The organism is Streptomyces sp. CA-251247 (genome assembly GCF_050952975.1).
GTDB classification, from domain to species: Bacteria; Actinomycetota; Actinomycetes; order Streptomycetales; family Streptomycetaceae; genus Streptomyces; species Streptomyces achmelvichensis.
Genome location: NZ_CP191861.1, coordinates 8,036,857 through 8,056,822, shown reverse-complemented (window position 1 = coordinate 8,056,822; position 19,966 = coordinate 8,036,857). Strand labels below are relative to the sequence as shown.

General features: G+C 68.7%; 16 protein-coding genes and 3 pseudogenes. 10 read left to right on the top strand and 9 right to left on the bottom strand.

Annotation, left to right across the window (positions count from 1 at the left end; genetic code table 11):
- Window positions 1-37: 37 nt before the first annotated feature.
- The 4 genes from ACQPWZ_RS36045 to ACQPWZ_RS36030 all read right to left on the bottom strand — a co-directional run bounded on the left by ACQPWZ_RS36045 (window position 38) and on the right by ACQPWZ_RS36030 (window position 2,799).
- Complete coding sequence (locus tag ACQPWZ_RS36045; RefSeq protein ID WP_433573648.1) at window positions 38-928, bottom strand: nucleic acid/nucleotide deaminase domain-containing protein; 891 nt, start codon at window positions 926-928, stop codon at window positions 38-40.
- Window positions 929-1,136: 208 nt separating this feature from the next.
- Complete coding sequence (locus ACQPWZ_RS36040; RefSeq protein WP_433573647.1) at window positions 1,137-1,427, bottom strand: winged helix-turn-helix domain-containing protein; 291 nt, start codon at window positions 1,425-1,427, stop codon at window positions 1,137-1,139.
- Window positions 1,424-1,957: a hypothetical protein gene (locus tag ACQPWZ_RS36035; protein WP_433573646.1), complete on the bottom strand. Its 534-nt coding sequence runs from the start codon at window positions 1,955-1,957 to the stop codon at window positions 1,424-1,426. The genes ACQPWZ_RS36040 and ACQPWZ_RS36035 overlap by 4 nt, the downstream gene beginning before the upstream one ends.
- 128 nt (window positions 1,958-2,085) lie before the next feature.
- Entirely contained in the window at window positions 2,086-2,799 is a 714-nt protein-coding gene (locus ACQPWZ_RS36030) for a hypothetical protein (protein ID WP_433573645.1), read from the bottom strand.
- A 503-nt stretch (window positions 2,800-3,302) separates the two neighbouring features.
- On the opposite strand from ACQPWZ_RS36030, the pseudogene ACQPWZ_RS36025 reads away from it, so the two are divergent.
- The 3 genes and pseudogenes from ACQPWZ_RS36025 to ACQPWZ_RS36015 all read left to right on the top strand — a co-directional run.
- Window positions 3,303-3,578: pseudogene (locus tag ACQPWZ_RS36025) on the top strand (class I SAM-dependent methyltransferase); the annotation flags it as partial.
- 434 nt (window positions 3,579-4,012) lie between these two features.
- Window positions 4,013-4,429, top strand: a pseudogene (locus ACQPWZ_RS36020) (arsenate reductase ArsC).
- A gap of 871 nt (window positions 4,430-5,300) precedes the next feature.
- Complete coding sequence (locus tag ACQPWZ_RS36015) at window positions 5,301-5,441, top strand: sigma factor-like helix-turn-helix DNA-binding protein (RefSeq protein ID WP_433573644.1); 141 nt, start codon at window positions 5,301-5,303, stop codon at window positions 5,439-5,441.
- Window positions 5,442-5,490: 49 nt separating this feature from the next.
- Here ACQPWZ_RS36015 and ACQPWZ_RS36010 read toward each other — a convergent pair whose 3' ends face one another.
- Window positions 5,491-5,859, bottom strand: a complete 369-nt coding sequence (locus ACQPWZ_RS36010; protein WP_433573643.1) for a DUF4440 domain-containing protein — start codon at window positions 5,857-5,859, stop codon at window positions 5,491-5,493.
- 1,483 nt (window positions 5,860-7,342) lie between these two features.
- On the opposite strand from ACQPWZ_RS36010, the gene ACQPWZ_RS36005 reads away from it, so the two are divergent.
- The 6 genes from ACQPWZ_RS36005 to ACQPWZ_RS35980 are packed head-to-tail and all read left to right on the top strand — an operon-like array spanning window position 7,343 to window position 16,125.
- Window positions 7,343-8,542 (top strand): isochorismate synthase, encoded by a 1,200-nt coding sequence (locus tag ACQPWZ_RS36005; RefSeq protein ID WP_433573642.1) that lies wholly within the window; start codon window positions 7,343-7,345, stop codon window positions 8,540-8,542.
- Window positions 8,539-10,164 (top strand): (2,3-dihydroxybenzoyl)adenylate synthase, encoded by a 1,626-nt coding sequence (locus ACQPWZ_RS36000; protein ID WP_433573641.1) that lies wholly within the window; start codon window positions 8,539-8,541, stop codon window positions 10,162-10,164. The genes ACQPWZ_RS36005 and ACQPWZ_RS36000 overlap by 4 nt, the downstream gene beginning before the upstream one ends.
- Window positions 10,165-10,177: 13 nt before the next feature.
- Window positions 10,178-10,813 carry an isochorismatase family protein gene (locus ACQPWZ_RS35995; protein WP_433573640.1) on the top strand — a complete coding sequence of 212 codons (636 nt, stop codon included), beginning with the start codon at window positions 10,178-10,180 and terminating at the stop codon, window positions 10,811-10,813.
- 3 nt (window positions 10,814-10,816) lie between these two features.
- A complete protein-coding gene (locus ACQPWZ_RS35990; RefSeq protein ID WP_433573639.1) occupies window positions 10,817-11,047 on the top strand; it encodes a phosphopantetheine-binding protein in 231 nt (76 codons plus the stop codon).
- A 50-nt stretch (window positions 11,048-11,097) separates the two neighbouring features.
- A complete protein-coding gene (locus tag ACQPWZ_RS35985) occupies window positions 11,098-14,994 on the top strand; it encodes an amino acid adenylation domain-containing protein (RefSeq protein WP_433573935.1) in 3,897 nt (1,298 codons plus the stop codon).
- A gap of 60 nt (window positions 14,995-15,054) precedes the next feature.
- Window positions 15,055-16,125 carry a YncE family protein gene (locus ACQPWZ_RS35980; RefSeq protein ID WP_433573638.1) on the top strand — a complete coding sequence of 357 codons (1,071 nt, stop codon included), beginning with the start codon at window positions 15,055-15,057 and terminating at the stop codon, window positions 16,123-16,125.
- 254 nt (window positions 16,126-16,379) lie between these two features.
- On the opposite strand, the gene ACQPWZ_RS35975 is transcribed toward ACQPWZ_RS35980, so the two are convergent.
- Both ACQPWZ_RS35975 and ACQPWZ_RS35970 read right to left on the bottom strand, forming a co-directional pair.
- Entirely contained in the window at window positions 16,380-16,661 is a 282-nt protein-coding gene (locus ACQPWZ_RS35975) for a MerR family transcriptional regulator (protein WP_433573934.1), read from the bottom strand.
- A gap of 185 nt (window positions 16,662-16,846) precedes the next feature.
- On the bottom strand, window positions 16,847-17,920 hold the full coding sequence (locus ACQPWZ_RS35970) for a hypothetical protein (RefSeq protein ID WP_433573637.1): 1,074 nt from the start codon (window positions 17,918-17,920) through the stop codon (window positions 16,847-16,849).
- Between the two features lie 104 nt (window positions 17,921-18,024).
- On the opposite strand from ACQPWZ_RS35970, the pseudogene ACQPWZ_RS35965 reads away from it, so the two are divergent.
- Window positions 18,025-18,387, top strand: a pseudogene (locus ACQPWZ_RS35965) (sigma-70 family RNA polymerase sigma factor); the annotation flags it as partial.
- Window positions 18,388-18,518: 131 nt separating this feature from the next.
- Here the strand turns inward: ACQPWZ_RS35965 and ACQPWZ_RS35960 are convergent.
- Window positions 18,519-18,986, bottom strand: coding sequence for a DUF3662 domain-containing protein (locus tag ACQPWZ_RS35960; protein WP_433573636.1), 468 nt, complete (start codon window positions 18,984-18,986; stop codon window positions 18,519-18,521).
- Between the two features lie 405 nt (window positions 18,987-19,391).
- On the bottom strand, window positions 19,392-19,868 hold the full coding sequence (locus ACQPWZ_RS35955) for a lamin tail domain-containing protein (protein ID WP_433573635.1): 477 nt from the start codon (window positions 19,866-19,868) through the stop codon (window positions 19,392-19,394).
- Window positions 19,869-19,966 lie beyond the last annotated feature (98 nt).

Here is a 19,966-nt window from a genome sequence, read left to right as displayed (position 1 = left end):
GCCGGTTCACGGCCGGCAGCAGGACGTTCCCACCGCATCAGCCACGCCTCGCCCGCTCAGCGGCGTGCGTGATCAGCTCTTTGAGTCCATGTTCGCGGGACTCAGCTGTCGCCCCGTAGTCGAAGCTGTGCGTGAACTGCGCCTGCGGAAAAGTCTCGTGCAACCACACGGCACAGTAGTGGCCGGGCATGAGACATGGCTCGAGCTCACAGTAGATACGACGCACCTGGCCCGGCTGCACGCCCTCCCCGGAAAGACGGCGCCAGATCAGCTCTTCCGGATGCGGCCGACCCGACCCCGTCGCCTCGGTGACCACCTGCTTGGCACCGGCGGCATCGACATACTCGAACGCCGCAGAGAACGGGAAGTTCAAGGTGTGCCGGATGTCATCCAGAACACGAGGCCACCACGACTCCCTCTCCTCGAAAGCAGCCGCATCAATCCGCCGCAGCTCCCTGGACAGATCACGGAAAACGGCCGCAGCCTCCTCCAGCCTTGAGCCCGCTGCCGCAATGAGCGGCTGCGCGCGGTCCAGCGCGAGGAGTGAAGCACTCAGAGTCGAAGCATCCGTGTTGACGAACATGTCATCCGCGACCTCTTCGAGCAGGACTGCCTGAACCGCCCCGTCGGGCCGCACACACAGGTGAGCTAGACCGTCGGACCCAATGCGCGGCCAACTCTCCATCTCCGGATGCGGGCGCGGCCCCGACGAACGGGCAGCAACGGCGCCTAGAGCTACAGCGTCATCAGCCAGCGGAGCGTGGAAGTAGGGAGCAACAGCCACCGGTACGCCGCTGACTTCGAGGAAGACAGTCGCGGCCTCAGGCATGCGGGCACCCGACACGCTCGCCCGCCCAAATCGCCGCAGTCCCTCACGGCCGAAGTGCTGAACCAGCTCGTCGTGGCTCTCCGGAACGGGGGATGGCATTGGGGGGACCTCGCAATACGGGCAGGCGGCCGGTGGTCAGGCACGACTTTAGCCGGGGGCATGGACGGAGGTGTCCTGCGGCCTCGCGCCTCCAGCGACCTTCCTTTCACCCTCAGACGGCCCAGCCCACAGGCCGAGACGCCAGGTCCGGGGCAATGCACCCGGGCAGCCCGTATCGAGACCAACCAGAAGCCGACCCCGTAGTCGATCAACGGTCCAGGCCGTGTCGGATGTAGTCCGGCTGGGCCGGGGCGGTCTCGATACGGTTCGTGTGGACCAGCCCCTCTTCCTCGAGGACCCGCACCGCGGAGCGAGCCGTCATGTCGGCGACCTGGTGATAGTCACGTAGGAAGCGCATTGAGGGAATCTGCTCGCCCGGCTTGAACTGCCCGGAGCGGATCTGCTCGCGCAGGTCGTCCGCGATCAGCTGGTAGAGGCATCTCCGGCGGCCGCCCCTCGCGACCAGATGGGGCAGGGATCCCCCGGATGTGGGGGTCACGGCTGCTGCCCCCCTTCAACATCGGTGGTGGCGCGGATGGGTGGCCGCTTGATCCGATCGGCGACCTGAGTGATCTCCTTGTCACCGTAGGCGGTGCGCACGCTCGAGAACTTGTATCCCGAAGCCTGGGCCAACTCCTCAAGCTTGTAGCGGCGCGGAGGGTAGAACTCCCTCGCGTAGGCCAGGTATTGGCGGATCCGTGCATCCGCCTGCTGCTTCTTCCCCCGCTCCTCCCGCAGGGCCAGGATGAGCGGATCCTCCTCCATGCCGTGACTGGCGGCTTCGAGGTCTTCGGCGTACTCCCGGCGATCCCGCTCGATCTGGTCGCAGATCTCGACGAAGTGATCGTCATCGTCATCCGGGTGGGGGAGGACGCTCTCGTCCGGCTGGCACGAGTCGTGGATGTGCTGGTTGGCGTCTTCCGCGTCGCCTTCCGGGCCGCCCTGCTGGCGGGTCGCGACCGGACCGGTCACAGGAGCGGGCACGGGCAACGGGTGCGCAATGGCAGCGAGTTCACTCAGCTGATGCATATTGCGATGGTCGCAATGAATTGCGAAATTCGCAAGAGTTGGGTGCGGTCGAACTGCCCCCCAGCCCCCGGGGTTGATCCCGCAGCCGAGGGCCGAGGCGACGTCCGGGCCGGGCCGGACCGGTGGCTCTAGTTGAGGTCCTGGATGTCGCCGGCGGGCGGCGTCACGTCGACTGGCTGGTTGTGCGCGGAGATCTCGCTCCAGTTGGGTTTGTCGCTCCGGGTCATTTTGAGGATGTAGGGGGCGCCCTTCGCGGCGATGTACCAGGTGTTGGTCCAGTCCTTCTGCGGGACAGACAGCGTCACGACCTCTTGGCCGCCCAGCACCGTCGGCTGTCCGGTGAGGGCCAAGGGGCTGCTGGTCAAAGCGGCGAGGAGGGCGTTCATGTTGCAAAAGCCCTCCATGCCCGTGGCGCTGGGATCGTTCCTCTTGAGCTGGTTCCACCGACCGGCCATCCGGGCGACGATGGCATCGGCCTGCCCGGTAGGCCGGCCCTTGGCCCACGTACTCCGCACGAAGGCCGCGTCGGGCCTGAAGAACATGGTGTCGGTGGTCCGGATGAACGTGACAGTTTCGCCATCCAGGTCCATGGAACCCCGGCACTGCCCTCTCCGGTCCACAGAAATGTCGATCTCGACACCGTTCTCGACCTCGTGGACGCGCCACCGCAGCGAGCTGGTGGCGTGCATCGCGGCCAGCGCCTTGTCCTGCAACTCCGGACCGCCCAACTCCGACAGCGGGATCACTGGTGTCGTCCGCTGCGGCGGAGCCGTCGCCCCTGCGGCCTTCCCGTCCGCCGATTTGTCTCCTGTCGGCCCGCATGCCGCAAGGATGCTGCCCATCGCAAGGACGACAGCGGCCGAAGCCAAAGTAGTGGTACGTGTGGAACCCACGAAGCCCCCCCGGGCGTTGACGTGCAAGTCCGCTGAGACTAGCTGCCTGCTCGGACAGTGATCACCACGGATACCCGCCGCCGGGGAACACGCACCCCGTCCATTCGCTACGCCGGGCCCCCGGGGCTTCGTCACCGGGGGCTCCACACACGGGGGTATCCCGTTCAACGACGCCGCCCGCACGACGTCACGGCCCGACGGATATCCCTGTACGCCCTCGCCAAGGACCGCTGACCGGCGGCCGCCAGCCGAGGTCACCGCGGGGCCGCGCAACCCGGCGCGGCCCCGCCACTCCCCCCGTCACCAAGGAGCGCTATGCACAGGCCGGAGCCCGAAGCAGTCAACGCCCGAGCCTGGTCCACGTACGGGAATCACCATCTCCAAGGCGGCACCAAGGTCCCGGAAGTGGAGCGCATCTCCTGGGGTTCTGGCCGACTGGCCCCGGCGCCGACGTGCTCGGCGACCTGACCGGCCTGCGTGTCCTGGACCTGGCTTCCGGCCTGGGCAAGCACGCCGCCCACCTGGTGCGTGAGCACGGCGCCACGGTCGACGCGGTGGAGGCATCCGCCAGCCAGCACGCACGGGCCACCGCCCGGTACGACGACCTGCCGGGCCTCACCCTCATCCACGCCGACGCCGTCGAATATCTGCAGCGCGCGGAACCCTACGACGTCATCTACTCCATCCACGGCTTCGGCTACATCAACCCCCACCGCCTGCTACCCGCCGTCCGCCAGGGCCTCAAGGCCGGCGGACTCCTCGCCTTCTCCGTGCTGCACACCAACTCCCACGGCCGTGGCCCCTCATCGAGCGTAGCCCCGCACACGGAGATCCTCCCCCTCGCCGACGGAGAGGACCAGACCGTCGAGATGTGGCTGCTCACGCCGAAACTATGGGAAGACCTCTGCGTCGACAACGGCCTGCTCCTCGACGGGATCGACGAACTCGACGCGCCCGAAGACGACAACCCGGTCTCCGTCCGCCTCTACCGTGCACACAGTCGCACCTCCTCCAGCAGCCGGCCGCGCACCACACGCGCGCCGGAGCCCAACACGGCCCTCGGCGTCGGCCAATCGACGCCCACATCACCGAACTCCTCACCCAGCTCGCCCGCTGAGCCGCCACATCCCCACCGCAGTTGCCTCACCCCTAGGAAGAACTCATGTCCTCCGCTCCTGCCGCCTCAGTTCTCTTCGTCTGTGTCCACAACGCGGGCCGCTCCCAGATGGCGGCAGGGTTCCTGCGCCACCTCGCCGGCGACCGGTCGAGGTCCGATCCGCCGGCTCCCTGCCCGGGGACCAGGTCAACCCCGCTGCCGTCGCCGCCATGGCCGAACTGGGCATCGACATCTCCAACCATAAGCCGAAGGTGCTGACCACCGAGGCCGTCCAGGCATCCGACTACGTCATCACCATGGGCTGCGGCGACGCCTGCCCCTACTTCCGGCAAAAGGTACCTGGACTGGGTCCTGGAGGACCCGGCCGGCCAAGGCGTCGAAGCCGTCCGCCCCATCCCGGACGAGATCAAGGGACTCATCGAGAACCTCATCGCCGAAATCGACGCGCAGCCGGAAGAGTGACCCAGCGACCGACACGACCGCCGCCTCCGGCGACGACATCCGCAACGTCATCGTCAGAGAGGACCTTCGAGCGCTCTGTGTGGACGCGCCGTCTGGGAGCGGGATCTACATCGTCGATCCGGCACGGCGACAATCCGCGGTCTCGCCGACCTCCCGCAGACCGGGGCCGTCCTGGCAGGTCTGGGTGAGCAGCCGTGATGGCCGGCTCCTGAGGCATGAAGGTGTCTAGAGCCGATGGCGTGAGTGGGGGCGATGGGGAACGTACCCGTGCTGGGCTAGGTGGTTCGGGCCCAGAGTGACAAGTTGGTGCACTTCACTGGCAAAAGACGGAGCTCCCGAGCGGCGATGCCCGGCGTAATCCAGCGCCCGACAGCTTCATCAACGCCTATGTCTTCGGCCAGGGTTCGACCAGGACCGTGGCCACCGACCACGCCGCCAACCGCGCGGCCGCCCCGGCCAGTTACCTCGGCCGTCCTCGGCCCCCGTCATCGTGCTCCAGGGCGACATCGACCACATCATCTCGCTCAGCCAGTCACTGATCCTGCTCGACGCCCTCAGGGCAAAGCGGGTGGAGGGTACGCGCTACGTCGTCAAGGGCCCGACCACGGGGACCTGGCCTTCCTCGACGACCCCGAGTCCGGCAAGAAATGGACCACCCGCACGGTGATGCGCACGATCACAGGATTCCTGGACAAGAAGCTCCGCTGACGGACGCCCCCAGCGGCGCTCGTTCGGGCAAGCGCATGTTCGACCTCGCGAGCAGTCATGACCGGAGGAGGCGCCCTTCCCCACCCCGGTCTTCTTCCAAGGTGCACTGGAGCGACTCCTCGTCCCCGCTGTCCTGCACGGCCTTCCAGAAACACAACAGCAGATGCTCGCCCTCGCCTTCCTGCACGACCACGCCCACCAGCAGATCGCCACCCACACCGGCACGCCCTTGGACACCGTCAAAACCCACATTCGGCGCGGCATCACGACCCTCCGCACTCATATTTCCACCGAGAGCCCCTGACCATTTGGCTTTGGAGTGCTCCCCGACAGGGCCGATCGCGGCCCGGGCGTCAGGTGCCCTCGGAGAGGGTGCCCTGGTGGAAATAGCGGCGCCAGCCGGCCGGTGTGCGACGCCACAGCGAACTCCGGAGGGCACAACCGTCGTTGCTGCCGGACCGGTACGTCACATGGACAAGTCCCGGCGCGAGCAGAGCCGCAGCCATGTCCGACACGGTCAGCGTCTCATCAAGCGGGACGGCGCCGCGATATGCGGCGACAACCGACGCCTGGTCGCACCGCTTCCCCGACGTGTCGAACTCGACGAACTCGGCATCCAGCAGTTCGCCCACCGTCTCCGCCGACGCCCGCACCGGCACACCGAGCAGCCGCAGCTCGCCTTCAAGCACCGCCCGCACCGCCTGCTCGTCCACGTCGTACATACCGCCAGGATAGGCAGCAAGGCCCGTGCAACAAAGACCGCTTCGGACCGATCACCACATCAGCGTTCGGAGCAGCAGCGCCGCAGGCAACGGGCTCCCGCGGCGCGTTCGCTCCTACGACGCCTTCGGATCCCGTTCGTCCACGCCAGGCTGTCTGCGCCTGCTCGCACGCCCGGAGCCGATGTCGCCGGCCACTCCGGACGGGCCGTAGCAGGGGGCTGCGACTGAGGCCGCTGGAGAGGGTCACGGGGCGCGGCCGACGCTATGGACGCAAGCCAGCCACTGCCTCATGGGCCATCACGCTCCCGCCACGCGGATCCGGCGGAGGCTGGCCCAGATGGCTGCGCTGATCGGCGGGGTCGTCGCGGTGCGACCGAACTGGGGCGACAAGCACAAGGCTCCACTCCCTCGCGACGAAAGAGTACTGCTGTGATCGTCAGGAAGCTGCACGACTCCGGATCCCTTCCGAACACGCCTACGCGGCCGGATTCATCTCCATCGGCATGACCGTCGTCTCCTGGAGCGCGTCGGGGTGCTTAAGTTGGGCCGCGACCAGCTGCGCCAGCTACGTCTGAGCTGGGCGGGCAGAGACGGTCAGCAAGCCGGCGTGCCAGGTGGACTGCGTTGATGGCGACCGTGTGCGTCGTCTCCTTCACGCTTTCGGGACTCATGTCCAAATCCTGGTAGTCGGTGCCTTGCTGGGCCTCGCGGACCCGGCTGGTGACATAGGCAGTGCCGCGGAGCAACACGACGTGGTTCGTGTTCGTTCCGGTCAGCAGGCCCGCGTGTACCGTGCCCTTGAACGGGTCGACCACGGTGGTTGTGCCGGATCCCTCCTTCAACACCCACCCTGCCGCTCTATCCGCTGTTCGGCGGCTCTGAGCACCGGTACGTTCCCCACCCCCTCACCGAGGTCTGCGCCTTCGTAGGGGAGGACGACACCGGCTTCAACGAGGATGACATCCTCGCCGGCGGCTGCGCGCCCTACACCGGCCCCGGCGCGTACACCATCAGCGGCGAAGGCGGATTCGCGACCGTCACCGTGTACAACTTCGGCCAACGACCAGCGCATCGATGGCGTGTAGCGCCCCGGGAGACGCGTCCCTCGCCAAAGAAGCCTCCCCGCCATGAGGCCAACTCTACGACTTCGGACAGGCACCCTCGGCGGATGCTCCAAAGCTGCGCAACGCCACGCAGTTCTTGCGGGTTGACTGCTTTGCGTTCCCTTGACCTGCGCTTCAGGCCAGAACACCCCACGTCAGGGCCTGTCAACTAGCGGGCCACGGATACCTGGTCGCCACTAATGTGCGCAGTCGGGCGTCGCTCCATCACGCCCACAGAAGCCGATTCGGCCGGGCGGAGAGCAAAACTGCCACCAGAAACAGTAGGTGAGCCTTGCCTCACTTTCAAGACTTGACGCCCGCCCGATCGCGCATTCCCCCTCAACCCCCCACCGGGGCCGGAGAAACTGGGAGAACTCAAGGTGACCACGGTCCACGACTCGCTCCTCGCCGAGGAGTCCGGAGCCGACGTCGTCGGTACGGCGACGGCCCTGCTCGATGCCTATCGACCCGACACGGACCGCTTTTTCGCCTCGCCAACCCGAACGCTCCTCGCCCGCGGAGACGGTCTTCCCGTACCTCACGACGCGCGGCCGCTCACCGAGCGGGTCGAGGACGTCCTCGCACAGGCCTGTGCCGACGGACTGCCCGAGCCCGTGGTGATGGGAGCGATCCCCTTCGACCCCTCCGCGCCGGCCGCCCTCGCCGTCCTTGGCCAGGTACGACGAGGGCCGGCACTCGGCCGGGACCCCCTGATCGCGTTACCGGCCCCCGCGCCGGAGGACATCACCTGGGACATAAGGCCCGTGCCGGGGCCGGACGCGTACGCGACAGCGGTTGCCGCCGCCGTACGCCGTATGACGGCAGGCGAGTTCAGGAAGGTCGTCCTCGCCCGCGCGCTGGATCTGCACGGCGACAGTGCTCCCGACGTGCCGGGCATGCTGCAGCGGCTCGCCCGGCGCGACCCGCGCGGCTACACCTTCGCAGTACCGACGGGCGCAGGCCGCACCCTCCTGGGGGCCAGCCCCGAACTGCTCGTCTCCCGGCGTGGCCACAGCCTGCTCGCGAATCCGCTGGCCGGCTCGGCACCCCGGAGCAGCGACCTCGCCGAAGATGTGCGCAGGGCTGCCGCGCTGCTCGAGTCGCCCAAGGACCTGCTTGAGCACGCGGTCGTCGTCAGCGCCATCGGTGAGGCGCTCGCCCCCTACTGCGTGGATCTCGTCGTCCCCGACCGACCCACGCTGGTGAAGACGGCCGCCATGTGGCATCTGTCGACAACCATCACCGGCACGCTCGGCCCCGAGCCGGCCTCGGCACTCGAACTCGCCTGCGCGCTGCACCCCACACCCGCCGTCTGCGGCGACCCGACCGACCTGGCCCGCGACGTCATCAGCGAACTGGAGCCCTTCGACCGGGGCCTGTACTCGGGTGTCGTCGGCTGGGGCGATGCCGCGGGTGACGGCGAGTGGGTGGTGACCATCCGCTGTGCGGAGGCGGGCGCCGACAGTCTGCGCCTGTTCGCCGGCGCGGGCGTGGTGGCGTCGTCGGACCCGGTGGCCGAGACCGCCGAGACGACCGCCAAGTTCCGCACCTTCCTCGAAGCGGTCGGGGCCCGGCTGTGAGCGCCGACGCGCCGACCTGGCCGGCCGCCTTCGCCGAGCGCTACCGTGCCGCAGGCTACTGGCAGGGGGAGACCTTCGGGCAGATGCTGGCCGCCAGGGCACAGGAGTTCCCCGATCGTGTCGCCGTCGTCGACCCCGCCGGTGAAGGGCGACGGTGGACGTACGGCGAACTCGACCGCCGCGCCGACCGGCTCGCCGCCGGGTTCCTCGCCGCCGGGATCGGCCGCGGCGACCGGGTGGTGGTGCAGCTCCCGAACATCGCCGAGTTCTTCGAGGTCGTCTTCGCGTTGTTCCGGATCGGTGCGCTGCCCGTGTTCGCGCTGCCCGCCCACAGGGAGACGGAGATCCGGTACTTCTGCGAGTTCTCCGAGGCCGTGGCCTATGTGATCGCGGACCGGCACGAGGGCTTCGACCACCGTGAGCTCGCCGCGCGTGTCAAGGCGCAGGCCCGCGCGCTGCGTCATGTGTTCGTGGTGGGAGACCCGGGTGGACACACCGCACTCGCATCGGTTCCGCGGGAACCCGACCGGCCCTACTCCCACAGCGGCCCGCAGGCCTCGGACGTGGCCTTCCTCCAGTTGTCCGGCGGCAGCACCGGCGTGCCGAAGCTGATTCCCCGCACCCACGACGACTATCTGTACTCGGTGCGCGGATCGAACGAGATATGCGCGGTCGACGAGAACAGCGTCCATCTCGTCGTCCTGCCCGCTGCGCACAACTTCCCGCTCAGCTCCCCCGGTTCGCTAGGGGCTCTGTGTGCCGGCGCACGCGTCGTCCTGTGCCCCGCCCCCTCTCCCGACACCGCCTTCCAGCTCATCGAGCGCGAAGGTGTCACCATCACCGGGCTCGTCCCCCCGCTCGCCCTGCTGTGGATGGAGGCCGCTCCGCACACCAGCCATGACCTCGGCAGTCTCGAGGTTCTGCTGGTGGGAGGCGCCAAACTGAGCGAGGAGGCGGCCCGGCGAATACGGCCCGCGCTCGGCTGCGCCCTCCAGCAGGTCTTCGGGATGGCCGAAGGTCTCGTCAACTACACCCGGCTCGACGACGACGAGGAAACCGTTGTCACCACCCAGGGCCGGCCGATATCGCCCGACGACGAAGTCCGCATCGTCGACGAGGAGGACCGGGACGTTCCGCCCGGCGAGGCCGGCCATCTGCTCACTCGCGGCCCCTATACCATCCGCGGTTACTGGAGGGCGCCCGAGCACAACGCCCGCTCCTTCACACCGGACGGGTTCTACCGCACCGGCGACATCGCCCGGGCGACACCGAGCGGACACCTCGTCGTGGAGGGGCGCGCAAAGGACCAGATCAACCGCGGCGGGGAGAAGATCGCCGCGGAAGAGGTCGAGAACGTCATCCTCGGACATCCCGCCGTCCACGACGTATCCGTCGTCTCCGTCCCCGACGACTACCTCGGCGAGCGTTCCTGCGCCTACGTCATCCTCCGCCCCGGCGCCGAGCTGCGCCCCGCCGCCCTCCGGCGGTTCGTCAGAGACCGCGGGCTGGCTGCCTACAAGGTCCCCGACCGGGTGGAGTTCGTCGAAGCGTTCCCCTCCACCGCCATCGGCAAGGTCAGCAAGACGGACCTGCGCACCACTTCAGCCCGCCCTCCTCGCTGAAAGGCACTGTTCCATGGCGCTGCCCGTCATCGCCCCGTACCCCATGCCCGACGCCACCGCCCTGCCCGAGAACCGAGCCAACTGGGCGGTTGACCCAGCCCGGGCGGTTCTACTCGTCCACGACCTGCAGAACCACTTCTTATCGGCCTTCGGGAACCACACCTCGCCGGTGAGTGAACTCCTCGGCAACACCGCCCGGTTGACACACCACGCCAGGAACCGGGGCATCCCCGTTGTCTACTCCGCCCAGCCCGGCGGCCAGAGCCCTCAGGAGCGTGGACTCCAGCAGGACTTCTGGGGCCCCGGCCTGCCCGACGACCCACAAACCTCGGCCATTGCGGACGCCGTGGCGCCGGAGGCCGGCGACACGGTCCTCACCAAATGGAAGTACAGCGCCTTCGTGCGCTCATCCCTCGCAGCTCTCCTCGAACGCCACGACCGCGACCAACTGGTGATCACGGGCGTGTACGCCCACATCGGTGTGATCGCGACGGCGTGCGACGCCTGGATGCGCGACATCGAGGCATTCGTCGTCGCCGACGCCGTCGCCGACTTCGGCGAACGGGAGCACCACTCGGCGCTGCGCTGGGCCGCGGGCCGGTGCGCCGTCGTCACCACCACCGACTCGATCCTCACCCAGGGGAAATGAACCATGGCGCTCACCGTGCAGAAAATACGTCAGGACGTCGCGGACGTCCTCGGCGAGGACCCCGCCGACATCCCTGACGACGAGAACCTCGGCGACCACGGACTCGACTCGGTCCGGCTGATGAGTCTGGTCGAGCGGTGGCGGCGGGAACACGCGGCCGAAATCTCGTTCGTGGACCTCGCCGATCGCCCGGCCATCGAAGCGTGGGCCACCCTGCTGGGAGCTCACGAGTGACGGCCGCGCGCACCACCGAACCCTCCCCCGTGCACCCGGCACGGGCAGCCATGCCCGGTCTACCGCTCACGGCCGCGCAACAGGGCATGTGGTTCGCTCAGGCGATCGACCCCCGCAGCCCGGCACTCAACACGGCCGAGTACGTGGTCCTCGACGGGGATCTGCGACCCGAGCTCCTGGTGCAGGCACTGCGGCAGACCGCGGCCGAGGCGGAGACCCTCAGCGTGCGGATCGTGGAAACCCCCGACGGGCCACGGCAGTTCCCCATCGATCCGGCCGCATCCGGTACCGGATTCCCCCTGCACTCGGCCGATCTGCGCACGGAAGCCGACGCACAGGCAGCGGCCCGTGCCTGGATGGACCATGACGTTGCCCGGCCCTTCGACCTTGCCGCGGGCCCACCCTTCCGCCACGGCCTGCTCAGGGTCGGGGACCGTCAGTGGCTCTGGTACCAGTGTGTGCACCACATGGTGCTGGACGGCTTCGGCTACTCACTGCTCGCCCGCCGCGTTGCGGAGGTGTACGCGGCCTTGGCTGCCGGGACGGAGCCGGCGGAGCGCACCTTCGGCCGACTCACCGACCTGATCGAGGACGATGTCGCCTACCGCGCCTCCGACCGGTTCACCGCCGACCGGAAGCACTGGACCGAGACACTCGCGGACCGCCCGCAGGCGCCCGTGCTTGCCGGACGCAGCATGCTCGCCTCCCACACATTCCTGCGGCGCGGCACGACGGTGCCCTCGACCCTCACTGCCCGATTGCGCGAGCTCGCCGAGGACTTGCGGGCGACCTGGCCCGAGGTACTGATCGCGGTCAAAGCCCTGTACGTCTCCCGGGTCACCGGCACGCCGGATGTGGTGCTGGGGATGCCGATGATGGGGCGCCTCGGCTCGGTCGCCCTGCGGATCCCCGGCATGGTGATGAATGTGCTGCCGCTGCGGCTGACGGTCACCCCGGACACGACCCTGGCCGGGCTGACCCGCCAGGCCGTGCTCGCCGTCCGCAGCGCGCGCCGCCACCAGCGCTACCGCATCGAGGACATCAGACGTGACCACGGCCTGCTCGGCGAGGGACGCGCGCCGGTCGGCCCGCTGATCAACATCATGCCCTTCGACCATCCGCTGTCCTTCGGGGACGTCACCGCCACCTCGTACAACCTCTCCGCCGGCCCCGTCGACGACCTCACACTGAACGTCTACGACCGCGGCGACGGGCGGGGCCTGCGGATCGACCACGACGCCAACCCAGCCCTCTACACGACCGACGCGCTCGCGTCGCATCAGGAACGCTTCCTGGACCTCCTGGCCCGTGCCCTCGAAACCGACCCGGCGGCGCCCCTCGCGGCGCTGGGTATCGCGACAGCCGAGGAACGCCGGCGGGTGCTCGTCGACTTCAACGACACAGAGCGCCTCCTGCCCACCACGACCCTTGCCGCACCGATCGAGGAGCAGGCGCGCCGTACCCCGACGACACCGGCTCTCATCTTCGCCGAACGGACTCTGACCTACGCCCAACTCGACGCGCAGGCCGGCCAACTCGCCTCCCGGCTGGTCTCCAGGGGAGTCCGGCCCGGGGCACTGGTGGCGGTCGCCCTGCCGCGCTCCGCCGAACTCGTCGTCGCCCTCCTCGCGGTGCTCAAGGCCGGCGGTGCCTACCTGCCACTCGACCCGGGTCATCCCCCGGGGCGGATCGGCGCGATGCTCGAAGATGCGGCGCCCGTCTGTATCCTCACCGATGCGGCGACCCTCCCGCACCTGCCCGGCACCAATGCCGCGACCCTCGTCGTCGATCACACGGACGACCCGGCGCCCCCACCGTCGGACACACCCCCTGGGTTGACACCACGGCATCCCGCCTACGTCATCTACACCTCGGGCTCGACCGGCCGTCCTAAGGGCGTGGTGGTGTCCCACGCGGCCATCGACAACCGATTGCGATGGATGCAGCACACCTACCCGCTCGCCCCGGGCGACCGTGTTCTGCAGAAGACGCCGTCCGGTTTCGACGTCTCCGTCTGGGAGTTCTTCTGGGCGCTGCGCGAGGGTGCCACGCTCGTCGTCGCCGCACCCGACGGACACAGGGACCCGCTGTACCTGGCCCGCACAGTCCAGGAACGGGGAGTCACCGTCTGCCACTTCGTACCGTCCATGCTCCAGCTATTCCTCGCCGAACCGGAAGCCGCACGCTGCACGTCACTGCGGGACGTCTTCGCCAGCGGCGAAGCTCTGCCCCAGGACGTCGTGCGCGAGTTCCACCGCACGATGCCCACAGCGCGGCTGCACAACCTGTACGGCCCGACCGAAGCCGCGGTGGACGTCACCCACCACACCTGCGAGCTCGGGCGAAGCGGACCAATCCCCATCGGCCGGCCCGTGTGGAACACCCGGCTCTACGTCCTGGACGCCGCGCGACAGCTCTGCCCGCCCGGCGTCACCGGAGAGCTCCACCTTGCCGGCGCGCAGCTCGCCGACGGGTACCTCAACCGCCCGGAACTGACGGCAGAGCGCTTCGTCGACGACCCATACGGACCCGCCGGCTCCCGCATGTACCGCACGGGCGACCTGGCGCAATGGAGGACCGACGGGGAGGTTGTCTACCTCGGACGCACCGACCATCAGGTCAAACTGCGCGGGCAGCGCCTCGAACCCGGCGAGATCGAGGCGCACCTGGCGGCGGTGGACGGCGTGACGGGCGCGTGCGTCATCGTCCGCGAGGACCGGCCCGGTGATCAGCGTCTTGTCGCCTATGTCACCGGGAGGGCCGCGCCCGACCAGGAGAGCATTCGGGCACATCTGGGCACCGTCCTCCCCGACTACATGGTTCCCTCGGCCGTCGTCCCGCTCGACGCCTTCCCCCTCACCCCGAACGGCAAGCTCGACCGCAAGGCGCTGCCCGCGCCGGTCACCGACACCACCGTCGGCCGTGCTCCCCGCAATCCGACCGAGGAGACACTCACGCGCCTCTTCGCCGAAGTGCTCGGTGTCGAAAAGGTCGGCACGGACACCGCGTTCTTCGACCTCGGGGGCACCTCGCTGCTCGCCGCACGCCTCATGTCCCGCATCCGCGACACCCTCGGTCACCGGGCGCCGATCGGCACCCTCTTCCGTGCTCCGACACCGGCTGCACTGGCCGAACGACTCACCGGCAACGACGGCACCGACACCGCACTGGAAGTCCTGCTTCCCTTGCGGGCAAGCGGAGAGCGTGTCCCTCTGTTCGTGTTCCACCCCGCGGGTGGGCTCAGCTGGTGCTATTCGGGACTGCTGCCGCGCCTCGGCGCCGGGCAGCCCGTACACGGACTGCAGGCCCGCGGACTGAAGCACGACGAACCACTGCCCGCGACGATGGACGAGATGGCCGCCGACTACGCGGCGCAGATCCGCACCGTCCAGGCGCACGGACCCTACCGGCTGCTCGGCTGGTCCGTCGGAGGAGTCATTGCCCACACCGTGGCCTGCCATCTGCAGCGGGCCGGCGAACAGGTCGACCTCCTCGCCCTCATGGACGCCTACCCCTCCGACCAGTGGCGCGACCTCGCCGGCCCCACCGAGGCCGACGCACTCAACGCCCTGCTGCGCATGGCCGGCTACGAGGGCGTCGCAGGAACCCTCACCCGGGACGGAGTCCTGGCCACCCTCCGCAACGAGGGCAGCGCCCTGGCCGCGCTACCCGAACGGGTACTCACCGCCGTCCTCGGAGTGGTGACCAACAACGCCCGACTGATGCGCACCCATCGACACCAGATCTTCGACGGGGACCTGCTGTTCTTCACGGCGGCCGCACCCCGGGTCGAGGAGTGGCTCACCCCCCTCGCCTGGCTGCCCTATCTGACCGGGCGGCTGACCGAGCACCCGCTGAACTGTCTACACCCCGAGATGACACAGCCGCCGCAGCTGGACACAGTCGCAGACGTTCTCACATCCCGGCTCATCGCACTCGGGACCTGACGTGCCGGATGTACCCGGCCCCACCCCCCACCCTCAACACTCCTACAGGAGGCACCTGCCATGTCCCCCACCCGCTCTCTCATCCGGCGCCGCGTCCTGCTCGCCGCTGCCGTCTCCGCGACCTGCGCGCTCGGCCCGTTCAACACGGCAACGGCCGCACCTCTGGCCTCTGCCCACACCCGCCAGGCGCATCACATGGTGGACTCGGCAGAACTGGCCCAGGGGCTCTACCAGTCCGCCTACTCGACGCGGAACAACACTTTGTGGGTCACCAGTTCGGTGGGATTCCCGCCCGTGACCCAGTCACAGCTCCTCAAGGTGGATCCCAGCAGCCTGAACGTGACCGCAGCCTTCACCCCTCCCGTCACGGACGCGGCCACCGGTGCGCGCGAAGCCATTTACGGAGTGGCCGTGGACGACGAGCACAACACCGTGTGGACCACCAACACGGTGGACAACTCCCTCGCCGTCTACAGCCAGCGCACCGGCCGTCACCTCGCCACGCTACCGGGGGTGAAGCACCCGCGGGACGTCGTCGTCGACGCCCGTCGCAACCTGGCTTGGACAGCCGGGCTGGAGGACGGCAGCCTCGTCGGCTTCGACACTCGCACCTACCAGGAAAAGGAGCGCATCGCTGTCCCCGGTGCCACCCCCGCGGGCCTGGCCGTCGACACACGGACGGGCACCGTCGTCGCCGCCGACCTGACGAACAGCCGCCTGATCGTCGTCCGGCCCGCGTCGGGAACGCCCACGTTCATCACCGTCGGCCAGGGCGCCATAGACGTGGCGCTGTCCACCGACGGCGCCATCGCCTACACCGCCAACCAGGGTGCCGGATCGATGTCCGTGGTCGACCTGCGAGCGGGCGTCGTCCGAAAGGAGATCCCGACAGGCGCGGGGAGTCTCGCGGTCGCGACCGACGATCGGACCGGCCACGTGTACGTGGCCAACCGGGGATCCGGCACAACCACCGTGGTCGACCCGTGCAAGAGCACGGTACTCGCGGACCTGCCGACCGGAACGAACACCAACCACGTCGTGCTGCACCGCGGCACCGCCTACGTCGTGGACAAGGCCGCCGCCGGAGCGGCCGCTCTGGACAGCGTCCACCGCGTCCGCACGACCGGCTGACGAATCGGCCGCACCGCCAGGCGGACCTGGACCGAAGGGCCGAATAGGCGGCGGTGGGCGCAGACACGCCGAGTCCGAGCTGGAAAGTCAAAGAACAGGGCCGGTGAGTGCCTGCTGACCTCGCACAATGCAGACCCACGAAACGTGCATTACCGCGAGTCAGCGCAACGGCAGTCGCAACTATACGTAAGGGCAACCGCAACCCTTGCCTGACGGCCGCAAGGCTGCCGGGAGAGCCGCAAGTCCAAGCGGTCTCAGGCGGCGTTCGTCGGGTGCGCCGTTTCGGTGGTGCGGCGGTGTTCGGCGTTGATGCGTTGGGCTTCTTCGAGTTGGTCTTCGAGGATGATGATGCGGCAGGCGGCCTCGATGGGCGTGCCCTGGTCGACGAGTTCACCCACGCGGGAGGCGATGCGCAGCTGGTAGCGGTAGTAGCGGCGGTGGCCACCCTCGGAGCGCAGCGGGGTGATGAGGCGGGCTTCGCCGATCGCGCGGAGGAAGGACTGGGTTGTCCCGATCATCTCGGCGGCCCGGCCCATGGTGTAAGCGGGGTAGTCGTCGATCCCCTTCAGGCATGTCCGCGTCAACAAGGCGCAGCAAGAGTGCCACTACCCTGCCCAGGGCCCGCAAGAAGCCCGCCTCATCACAATTGAGGGGAGGTCAGCCGCGGCAGGTGGTGCGGCGGTCGGGAGCATGCGGATACGTCCACACACTCGTTCCTACGCTATCCGCGTTGCTGGTAGCGTCGCCACTCGCGTCCGGCGTCGCGAGAGATCCACAGACCCTCGCCCTTCACCAGGTCGTATGTCGCCGTCGTCGCATCCGCGATGCCGTAGATCGTGGTGCCGTCGACGGTGAGCGACGTGAATTTCGCCGGCGTCTTCAGCTCGTAGAAGCGGCTGTTGGTGCGGTCGTCGGCGACCCAGTACCGGCCGCCCTCCTCGCCGACGAGCAGCCGTCCGTCCGTAAACACCTGCATGACGAGCCATTCCGGGCCACGCTTCAGGGCGCTGAAGGGGATTCCACCGTCGAGAACTGTCTTCCAGTGCCCGCCGCCGTCCGTCGTCACCAACAGGCCGCGCGTGCTGTGGCCCTGAGTGAGGGACAACGCTGCAGTGCCACCCCGCGCAGTGAGGGCGCCTCCCCTGTACGGCTTCGGCACGACCGTGCGGCCGAGCGTACGACCACCGCGCTGCCATACGACGCTGAAGGGTTCTTCGGCGACGGGCTGGCCCAGGCTCCAGACCGTGCCCCGCTCGTCGGCGGCGAGCCGGATGGCGTTTTCCCAGACTCCGGCCGGTGGCGCCACGGTGCGCGTGGCGGGGCGGTAAATGAGGATCGGCTCCGGCGCGACGAGCAGGATGTCGCCGGGGCGGGTCCGCAACGCGGCTTCCGTGACGACGACCTTGCGCCGCTTGCCGTGTACGTCGAGGACTGATCCTTCACCCGCTCCCGCCCCGGGCGGCACCTGTAGGAAGCCACCGCGTATTCCCTTGAACGCGGCCTGCCCCGCCTCCGCGTCCGTGTGTTCCGCGTGCTCGGCGACCGTGCGGCCGTCGGAGTCCACGATGCGCCAGGCGGAGGCGGCCGGTCCTTCGTCGTCCTCGACGTTGCTGATGTAGTACGTCAGGAGCAGCGAGCCGTCGTCTGCGCGGACCACGCCACTGGGTGCGCCGGCCGCCTCAATGACGTCGGCCGGACCCGGGTGAGGGTCCTCGACGACGCGTTTATACTCCGCCTCGCGACTGCCGGAGCGCTCATCGTCGGAGCCGTTGCAGGCGGTCAGTGCAAGCGCCACACTTGCCGCCGCCACGAGCCTGACCGGCCGCCTCCCGCATTCCCTCAGCCACGTCATGATCACATCATCACATGGAGTGACTGCCGTACCTCAGCGCCGAGCTGCTCGACCTGAGCGAGGACGAGATCATCGAGGGCCTGATCGCCGCCAACGGCTACACCGCCGGCTCCCTCGACACCCCGAACGCCGACAGCGACGACGCGCCCACCGGCACCGGCGGCCGCGCCATCGCCCACACGCTCGGCGACATCGACCCCGCGATGGAACCGACGGAGAACCTGCACGCCCTCGCGCCGCTGCTCGCACAGCTCGACGACCGCGAGCGCCGCATCCTGCAGATGCGCTTCGGCCAGGAAATGACGCAGGCCGACATCGGCGAGGAGCTCGGCATCTCCCAGATGCACGTGTCCCGCCTCCTCAACCGCACCCTCGGCAAACTCCGGGCCGGCATGCTCACCGACCACTGACCCCGGACCAAACGGCAGTCGCAGTCTCAGAGCCCCCCTCACTGCACCGAAACGCTGCCGGCCCACGGAAGGTGCGGCGCCGAACGTTGCCGTTGGCATTCGGCAGCCGGTCGTCGCCGATCGTCTGCTGTTCACGTCCAAGTGGCCAGCCGGGGAGTCTGGGGTTCGGCGGGCGCGATGCGGCTATGAGTACGGAACCGAGGCGTCGCGCCTGCTGCAGGACGCAGGACTACGGTCACAGGGCCTGCGAACGTGTAGCCCTGTTCAGCGGCATGCCGGCGCACCTGGTTCACCAGATGCAGCTCGAGTGGACTTGCGCTGACCGCGAGTTGGCGGTGGATCTCGGGTAACAGTTCGACGATGTAGGCGTTGGGTGCCAGGATGCGCTGCCGCCCAAGGATCAATGCATTGTCGTCGCACTGCCGGTGAAGTATGGCCACGACCTCCAACTGCTGCCGTTTCGTCGGAAACTGCAGCCGCCACACGTTCGTCGTCCACCGCTCCAGGGCGCGTTCAGTGGTTCCAAAGAATCCCATCACCTGCACATGCCCCCCTCCCCACACGGCAGGCTCACCCTTACGAGTGTCGTAGCCGTCCACCGGCTGATTCGCGCACGCATCACTGGCGGTTCAAACGAGAAGCCTCCGGTCAGTACTTGCACAGTCGCGCGACACGCGGCCCACGGTCACCAGTCCAACTCCGGTCTGACCTCAGACTGGACCGTGTTAACTCCTAAGCGCTCCCACTTCGGAGTGGCTGGGCCAAGCCCTGGACGGCCGTCACATCTGTCCAGGGCTTCGTCTTTGCCTCAAGACCACTCGAAGATCCGAAGTCCGCCCCGCGGCACAGCTTGATCAGGGATTGTCAGGGCGCCCCCCACTGATCGCGACGGGCGTTCACACTGCGCAGGCCCGAGTGTCGGTCCCGGGCGGACACACAAATGGGGCGGCGTGCCGATGGCACGCCGCCCTGGAGTGGCCCGCGGTCAGGTGCGGGCTGCCGCGTCAGCGGCGGTGGTGGTGGCGGCCCCAGGACTCGGTGTCGACAGTACGGCCGCGGTCGTCACGCAGGGTGGCGGTGTCGGAGTGGTTGTCCCAGACGTAGTGGCGGCGGTCCTGGAAGAGGTCGGTGCGGGTGTCGCGGCCGACGCCGGTGTGGATGCGGACGCTTGAGCGGCCCCGGAGTCGGACGTCATCGAAGCGGTAGCGGTTGCCGTCGCGGTCGCGCAGCGTCCAGCCGTCCAGGTTCACCGCACGCCGGGTGTGGTTGGTGATCTCGACCCACTCGGCATTCAGCGACCGGTTGGAGCCGTTGTCACGGCCGGGGCTGTCGGCCTGCACGCGGCTGATCTCGACCCGCGGCTGACGATGACGGTCACGATCGCCGTCGTGGGCGGAGGCCGGCAAGGCAACAGCCGAGACGAGGGCGCCGGCGGTCAGAACGGTCGCGGCAACGCGGCGGGCGGTCGACGAAGCAGACATGATGTCCCCTCAAGAACACTGCCCCACCAGCAGACACAGCCGGTGGCGGCAGTTGCGGTCCCCGACCCCTATCGGCCGAGGACCCCACTCTGCAGCGC